Origin of the sequence: Thermoactinomyces sp. CICC 10521 (genome assembly GCF_016055135.1) — a bacterium.
Lineage (GTDB): Bacteria > Bacillota > Bacilli > Thermoactinomycetales > Thermoactinomycetaceae > Thermoactinomyces_A > Thermoactinomyces_A daqus.
The window spans coordinates 1-8,378 of the sequence record NZ_JAECVZ010000051.1 but is presented as its reverse complement, the minus strand read 5'-3'; the positions used below and the strand labels follow the sequence as shown (position 1 = coordinate 8,378).

Sequence of the window (8,378 nt, the reverse complement as noted above, 5' to 3'; positions counted from 1 at the left end):
CTGGATGAATTCGTCCTGAACATAGAAACCTTCCTTCGGAATGTTTTTTTATACCTTTTCAACAAAAAAGGCTGTTGACCTTCTTTGTCAACAACCTCATATATGGGATAAAACAGAGAGAACGGATACGAGAATAATGGAAATCGCTTGGTTGGAGGGACGATGACAATCATGGCGAGTTCCATTTTAATTCTGGATTTCCTGTCGAAATGAGCAGCTATTTCTACTTGAATAGTTCTGGAGAACCGTTCATATTTTCCCTTTTTTTACTGAATGTAATCACGTTTATAGTATAATAACAATAATATTGAAAGTTAATATTGTACTATAAAATAAAAAAGAAATGGAGGAGAAAACAATCATGTATGATTTTACGTATTGGAATAAGCAATATATTGGTGGGGAATGGATTGATGGTTCAAGCCCGACCCGCTATGAAAATGTAAATCCCTATAATGGTGAAACATTATCCACCCTTCAGTTGGCGAATCGCGATGATATTGCCCGAGCTTATGAGAAAGCGAAACAGTCCCAGAAAGCCTGGGAACAATTGAACCCCTACAATCGGGCAATGGTAATGGAAAAAGCTGCGGCACTGATGGTAGAACGGGCCGACGAACTCATCGAGATCTTGATTGCCGAATCGGGCAGTACCCGGATCAAAGCCAGCATTGAAGCAAAATCGGCTTTCTCCATGTTGAAGGAGGCAGCCAAATACCCTTTTCAGATGAACACAACGGTTCACCCTTCATTTGTCGTCGGAAAAGAGAACCGGGTTTATTGTAAACCGCATGGAGTCGTTGGGATCATCAGCCCGTCCAACTTCCCGTTTATTTTATCCTTACGTGCGGTCGCTCCTGCTTTGGCAACAGGTAATGGCGTTGTTTTGAAACCGGATTCGCAGACATACATATCGGGTGGTCTTTTTCTCGCCAAACTGTTTGAAGATGCCGGTCTGCCAAAAGGGGTGTTTAATGTTGTTGTCGGGGAAATCGAGGAAATTGGTGATACCTTTATTGAACATCCCGTTCCACGGCTGATTTCTTTCACGGGTTCAACTGAAACAGGCCGGCATATCGCCCAAATTTGCGGAAAACATCTCAAAAGACTGCATCTGGAGCTGGGAGGCAATAACCCCTTTATCGTGCTGGAAGATGCAAATATTGAAAAGGCGGTGCAGGCTGCGGTTTTCGGTGCTTTCTTGCATCAGGGGCAAATCTGTATGTCGATTAACCGCATCATCGTACATAAAAGTCGATATGAAGAATTTATCCGTTTGTTTGCGGAAAAAGTGAAGAAGCTGAAAGTCGGAAATCCGGCGGAACCGGATACCTTTATTGGACCGTTAATCAATAAAAATGCCATTCCCCGCGTTCTTTCTTTGATCGAGGATGCTGTACAACAGGGATGCAGGCTGATTCTCGAAGGAAAAGCATATGATCAATTTCTTGAGCCTTATATTCTTGCAGATGTGCGTAATGACATGAAAATTGCCCAAACGGAGCTTTTTGCCCCTGTCGCCTGTATCCTTCCCGTTGAAAGTGAAGAAGAAGCAATAGAGATTGCCAATGATAATTCATACGGGTTGAGCAGCGCGGTTTTCTCCGGATCGATTGAGCACGGAGTTCGTGTCGCCCAGCGAATCCAGGCCGGGATGGTTCATGTCAATGACCAAACGGTCAATGATGAACCCAATATTCCTTTCGGTGGTGAAAAAGCTTCGGGTTACGGACGTTTTGGCGGAAATTGGGGGCTTGGAGAATTTACCACAACCAAATGGGTGTCAGTGCAAAATGAACCACGGACTTTTCCCTTCTGACCCATGGCCGCAGGTTGAATCAGCGGGTTGAAATGGCGAAATCGCTCGAAAAACCATGCCCGATTGAGGAGGATTGGCGTTAATGTGCAAAATCGCACTTCAACTTTGGACGTTAAATAACATGGCTGAGAAGGATTTTTTGGGGACACTCCGCCGGGTAGCCGACTTGGGATATGAGGGAGTTGAATTCGCCGGTTTTTTCGAAGCACCTGCCATGGCGGTAAAAAAAATGATGGAAGAGAAAAAATTGACTGCAGCGGGCAGCCATGTTCCCTTGTCTGAGTTTGCACCGGATCGGATTGAGTCCGTGTTTCGGTATCATGAGCAGATCGGCAACCGCTTGTTGGTTGTTCCTTGGCTGCCGCAAGAGATGAGGACGACAGCTGATGATTTTAAACGATTGGCAGAAACGTTTAATCAACTGGGACAACAGTGCAAAGAGGCCGGTTTCATGTTCGCCTATCACAATCATGATTTCGAATTTCAAAAATTTGGCGGATTAACAGGATTTGATATCCTGTTTACGGAAACGGACCCACAATTGGTCAAAATGGAATTGGATATATATTGGGCTGAATATTCCGGATTCAATGCCGTTCAATTGATGAAAAAATACAGAGATTCATTGATTGCACTCCATCTGAAGGATATGAAACGGGTAAACGGCAAAGCAGTCAGTACGGAAGTAGGAGCCGGTTCTCTTGACATCCCTGCAATTGTCGCCCTGGCCAACGAGTGGAACCTTTCCTGGCTGATTGTGGAACAGGAGGAATTTGATTATGACCCGATGCGCTCCGTCCATCAAAGCTTGGCATATTTGCAAGGGAAGTTGAAATAAATTTTTCAGGCTGGAACCATGGGAAAATGGGGCGGATGAACCGGTTCAAATATGGATAGACGATCATAGGATAGCAACGTGCATCTTTAATCCAAAGGAGTGGATTTTGTTGGAACGCATTAAGCCTCCCATGCATCCCATGCCTCCGGTGGCTCCCATGCCCCCGATGGTTCCTGCGCCTCCCAAGTATCCGATGTTTCACTATCCCAAACATCATTACAAAAAGATGGATCATCATTCCTTGTACAAAGCGTACCGGCACAGCAAAAAAGCCACCAAGATATTGAAACATATGCTGCATCATTGTCATGATTGGGGGTATTGGGACAGTTCTTCCAGCAGTCACTGGCGGGACAGCAGTTCGTGTAGCTCTTCCAGCAGTTCCTGATCACAAGCGAAGATGGAAGACGGGTTCCGTACATCCCTTCAACCTGTCGCGACGTGTGGAGAAAAGCAGAGCAAGAAGAATCTCCTCACGACACAATGGGAATCGCGGACGAAAACGGAAGCAGAGTCCAAGTTTGGCTTTGCTTCTTTTATTTGGTGCGAAACGTTCTTCATCATGGGAAATTTCAACTGGGGAGGGCTCAAACTCACGGTGGAGAGAAGAATGCGAAAAATTTTTTTATCCCTCCCGGGCAGTGTTGGCACTTGTCCCGAAACTGCGCACAGCTGGGCGGAAGATTTGCTTGGTTCAACGGTCGGGCATACTAGACCGCGCCCGGCCTCTGAAGGAGAAGATCGAGAAAATGGTCGTAGTTGAGCACCTCTTGGCCTTGTCCCAAACATCGCGGATGTGTCTCAATGAGTTCTCCCTTGTGGCAGAACTCCACTCGCTCAGCAAAGACCTTTCACCTCAGCTCTGAGGAGGCATAGTCAAAGCTGTTTTCTCCAAGGTGACCATGGAAAGCGAATTGCTGTTCCCATACCGGGTTGGATCGCAAGCTCACGGACGTGGAGGCAGCGGTAACATGTGCGCTTTGTCTTCCTCATAGGCTTGCCTCCCTGACGGTAAGTGAAGTACGGGGAACAGTGGTCGTCTCGTAAGCGATGCACTTTTCAACCTGCCATTGGTTAAGTTCATCCAAGCTGGATACAGAGGGCATCGGGATGAAGTATTGACTCTTGGCCACCTTTACAAAGTTCTCGACCTGTCCCATGCACAGAAAGTCCAGAAGCCATAATCCAAGTCGAGAGGAATCTGGCGGAATTATCACATAATTTTCCAAAATATCCCTGTTCTTTCTCTGGATCTACTATTATATCCCCACAGTCGATTAACACTTTTATTGAAAAAATCCATATAAGTGAGATTAATAATTTAAAAAGAGGTGATGAAGATGTCCCTCTCGTTTCGTAACCTTACTCCCAATACCGTATTCATTTGCATTAATCATCAGGTAGTTCCTGGGACTTGTCCTGAGGGATATGTGAAGACAGTGTGGTTTAGAGTGGAGCCTGGTGCGACTGAACGTGTTTATGTTGGAAGCACCAGAAGAGTGCGTTCATACTACGCCGAGGATAATTTCGGAAATGTATGGACTGGAAATAGCCCCCCAACACCCAAATCCCTAATACACGTTTTAGGTGGTGCCTGAACAGAAGGTGCAATTCCTTCCAAATAGTAGAAGGACTCTGCAGAAGCGTTGGGTTTAGACAAATAACTTCGCTTGCGGAAGAGCTAATACTCGAATTACTTTGACAAGTAACCGAAGAGCACCCAGATCAGGTAATGTTCGTTTAGAATTGCCAACAACGCGAAAACTCAAATATCGAAAATATCCACACGGCATTATCAATAAAACGGGTTCTGGTGCATAAAAGACGAAAGATGACACGAATGGAGAGCCCGTTCCTCAATCCTTCAAACGGCTCAGAAGTGAAAACGAAAAATATGGGTGATGGGATGCGTGTCCAAGCCGGGGGATTTTCCGTCTATGCTGAATCGCTTTGTCAGTGATCAATTCTCCTCATCGATAAGATTCTCCACCATGAAACAGATTTAGAAATCAAAAAACATGATACGGATGCCGCGGGCTATACTGATCAAGTTTTTGGATTAAGCCATATATTTGGATTTCGATTTGCGCCCGGGATTTGAAATACAGGGGATGCGCACTTTTTTTCCCCTCGATCTGCCTAATGGTTTCCCAAGATTTCAGATTTGCTTAAAAAGATTAATCCTCAAGTGATCTTGCAAAATTGCGATCAGGTATTGCGTATCTCCCATTCAATCTTAGATGGGAAAGTGTTTCTGCGTCGCTTGTTATGAACAAATTCCGTTCATATAACCGGGAAAATCATGTAGTGAAAGCTTTACGTTTTATAAGTCAAGGGGAACTGCGAGAACGTTCATTGATTGACCAATACCAAAGAGGAACAGCGCTAAATATGATCTTCCATATTTTCACCGCTCAATTGGGAACATATCAATACACCGATTAAATATACAATCAGACAACAAAACCCGATCACAACCCTTAACGTGGTTGAAAATCGGGTTTTTCACTTCTCTGAGTTCTTAGCGTGGCAAAATCGCGTTTTTCTGTCGGTACCCCTGGTGAGAAAAAAGTAATTTTTTATGGTAATGATTGGTTATTAAAGAAAAAAAGCAAAAAAGTGGTTTAAGAAATGACATTTACGGTTAGTAGGTTAAGAGAGAGGGGTGTTTTTTTGGAAACAATAAAGATAAAAGTAGAAAATTTATCCAAAATTTATGGTCGTTCGTCGAAGAAAGCACTGAAAATGTTAAAGGAGGGAAAGGATAAAAAGACGATATTGAAAGAAACCGGTGCTTCGGTCGGAGTCAATCAGGCCGATTTTGTTGTGTACACCGGCGAGATTTTTGTGATTATGGGTTTATCGGGAAGCGGTAAATCAACATTGATTCGAATGCTAAACCGCCTGATTGAACCGACTGATGGACAAGTATTGATTGACGGGGAAAATATCGTCAAAATGTCCCAGGAAAAATTGCGTGAAGTCCGGCGCAAAAAGATCGGAATGGTGTTTCAGAAGTTTGCCCTATTTCCTCATCGCACAGTGTTGTCGAATGTGGAGTTCGGCTTGGAAATTCAGGGTACTCCCGAACAGGAACGAAAACAGAAGGCAATGGAAAGTTTGCGATTGGTGGGGCTTGAAGCCTGGGCGGAAAGTTACCCGAACCAATTGAGCGGCGGAATGCAACAAAGGGTGGGGCTGGCCAGGGCACTGACTAATGATCCCGATATCCTGTTGATGGACGAGGCCTTTAGTGCTTTGGACCCGCTCATTCGCAAGGATATGCAGGATGAGTTGCTCGAATTGCAACGATCCATGCATAAAACTATTGTTTTCATTACCCATGATTTGGACGAGGCCCTGAGAATCGGGGATCGGATCGCCCTTATGCGCGATGGGGAAATTGTGCAAATCGGAACGCCTGAGGATATTTTGACCAATCCCAACAACGAATATGTCGAGCGATTTGTGCAAGATGTCAACCTGGCCAAAGTGTTGACCGCTGAGTCGATTATGCGAAAAGCGGAATCAATCATTCTCGGCAAGGATGGGTTGCGAGTTGCCTTAAAGCTGATGCGGGATAAAGGTGTTCCGGCAATGCTCGTCGTGGATCGCGATCGTAAGCTTCATGGAATGCTCACGGCTGAGCAGGCAAAACAGGCGTTACGTGAAGGAAAAGAGATGCGGGATGTGATGATCCGGGATCTTGTCCGCGTCCAGAAAGATACACCGTTAAGGGAGATTCTTCAGCTTATGGCCCAGTCCGATTCTTCTTATCCGGCCGCTGTGGTGGATGAGGAAGGACGGCTGGCCGGAGCGGTCGGAAGAGGAGCCATTTTTGCTGCTCTGGCTGGACAGGCAGGTGATTCCGAATGAGTTTGCCGCGTATTCCTTTAGACAAATGGGTAGATGCGTTTATCCAGTGGCTGCAAATTCATTTTAAGCCGCTGTTCGATTTGATCAACGGAGCGATTGGGCCGACTGTTGATTTCTTTCAACATTTGTTGTCCGCTGTGCCACCGATCTGGATGATCCTGCTGCTGACCCTGCTGGTGTGGTTGGTTAGTCGCTTGAGAATTGCCATTTTTGCATTCATCGGTTTAATGCTGATTTATGATTTGCAATTATGGTCAGACAGCGTATTGACGATTGCGTTGGTTCTCACTGCGACCTTGATTTCCATTGTGATCGGGATTCCTCTGGGGATATTGACCGGTCGCAGCGACAAAATGAAAGGTTTTTTATTTCCTGTCCTTGATTTTATGCAAACTATGCCATCTTTCATCTATCTGATTCCGGCTGTCTTTTTCTTTGCGCTGGGGAATGTGCCTGCGGAAATCGCTTCAATCATTTTTGCGATGCCGCCCACCATTCGCATGACAAGTTTGGGATTGCGTCAAGTATCCGGAGAACTGAAAGAGGCTGCCGATGCCTTTGGGACAACCTCCTGGCAGAAATTGATCAAGGTGGAATTGCCGTTGGCTCGTTCGACCATTCTGGCCGGGATCAACCAAACGATCATGCTCTCTTTGTCAATGGTTGTGGTTGGTTCCATGATTGGCGCAGACGGATTGGGCAAGATTGTGCTCCAATCGATTTCCCGTCTGCAGGTCGGAAAGGGATTTGAAGCCGGATTGGCGATTGCCATCATTGCCATTATCCTTGACCGTGTCACCCAGAATCTCGGAAATGCGAAAACAGCCGCCGTCAATAAAAAAACGCCGATGGTGATCGTCCGCAAATGGTTGACGATTGCCACGATCATTGCCCTGCTGGGGATGACGGTTTATTCCTATGTCGGAGACGGATCCGGCAAGAAAAAAATCGTGCTGACTTATGTCGCCTGGGATTCGGAAATTGCCAGCACCAATGTGGTTAAACAGGTATTGGAAAAAGCCGGTTACGATGTTGAAATTCAAGAGACGGAAGCTGCCCCCATGTGGGAAGGCGTCGTCAGCGGAGCGGCGGATGCTCACGTCTGTGCCTGGTTGCCGTCATCAAGCAAAATTTTTGTCGAAAAATACAAGGGACAATTTGACGATTTGGGTCCTAACCTGACGGGAGCAAAAATTGGGCTGGTTGTTCCGCAATATGTACCGATCAATTCCGTTGATCAGCTGAATCAGTACCGCGATAAATTCAACGGGCAAATCATCGGTATCGACCCAGGATCCGGCGAAATGCAACTGACGGAGAAACTAATGAAACAATATCAACTGAATGGCTATCAGTTGATCTCGGGCACGGATGCTTCGATGGTAGCTTCCCTGGACAAGGCGTATAAACAGAAGAAATGGATTGTGATAACCGGTTGGGAACCGCATTGGAAGTTTTTAAAATATAAATTGAAATTCCTGGATGATCCGGACGGAGTTTATGGTGGTCCGCAATCGATCCATACCATTGTGCGTAAAGGCCTGAAGAAGGACATGCCGGAAGCGTATGCGATTTTGGATCGGTTTCATTGGAGCAAAGAGGATATGGAAGAAGTCATGCTGAAGATCCACGATGGAATGTCTCCGGATCAAGCTGCTGCTGAATGGGTTAAAAGCCATCCGAAACAAGTAAATGAATGGCTTGGTAAACAGTAAGATTGAAAACATGCCGCCAAAGGCGGCATGTTTTTGAGGTTGTTGACAAAGAAGGTCAACAGCCTTTTTTTGTTGAAAAGGTATAAAAAAAATTCCGAAGGAAGGTTTCTATGTTCAGGACGAATTCATC

General features: G+C 45.6%; 6 protein-coding genes. All 6 read left to right on the top strand.

The features are described from left to right. Positions 1-361 precede the first annotated feature (361 nt). The 6 genes from I8U17_RS17415 to I8U17_RS17390 all read left to right on the top strand — a co-directional run bounded on the left by I8U17_RS17415 (position 362) and on the right by I8U17_RS17390 (position 8,248). Positions 362-1,819, top strand: coding sequence for an aldehyde dehydrogenase family protein (locus I8U17_RS17415; protein ID WP_033102432.1), 1,458 nt, complete (start codon positions 362-364; stop codon positions 1,817-1,819). Between the two features lie 82 nt (positions 1,820-1,901). Beyond that, complete coding sequence (locus I8U17_RS17410) at positions 1,902-2,657, top strand: sugar phosphate isomerase/epimerase family protein (RefSeq protein ID WP_198059918.1); 756 nt, start codon at positions 1,902-1,904, stop codon at positions 2,655-2,657. 109 nt (positions 2,658-2,766) lie between these two features. Continuing rightward, the gene (locus I8U17_RS17405; protein WP_033102434.1) at positions 2,767-3,045 is read left to right on the top strand and encodes a hypothetical protein; all 279 of its coding nucleotides are present in this window, start codon (positions 2,767-2,769) and stop codon (positions 3,043-3,045) included. A gap of 1,575 nt (positions 3,046-4,620) precedes the next feature. Further along, positions 4,621-4,758 (top strand): Tn3 family transposase, encoded by a 138-nt coding sequence (locus tag I8U17_RS18945; RefSeq protein ID WP_081944042.1) that lies wholly within the window; start codon positions 4,621-4,623, stop codon positions 4,756-4,758. A 572-nt stretch (positions 4,759-5,330) separates the two neighbouring features. Further along, positions 5,331-6,533 carry a glycine betaine/L-proline ABC transporter ATP-binding protein ProV gene (gene proV, locus I8U17_RS17395; RefSeq protein ID WP_152568647.1) on the top strand — a complete coding sequence of 401 codons (1,203 nt, stop codon included), beginning with the start codon at positions 5,331-5,333 and terminating at the stop codon, positions 6,531-6,533. Continuing rightward, positions 6,530-8,248: an ABC transporter permease/substrate binding protein gene (locus I8U17_RS17390; protein ID WP_198059917.1), complete on the top strand. Its 1,719-nt coding sequence runs from the start codon at positions 6,530-6,532 to the stop codon at positions 8,246-8,248. The genes proV and I8U17_RS17390 overlap by 4 nt, the downstream gene beginning before the upstream one ends. Positions 8,249-8,378: the final 130 nt, after the last annotated feature.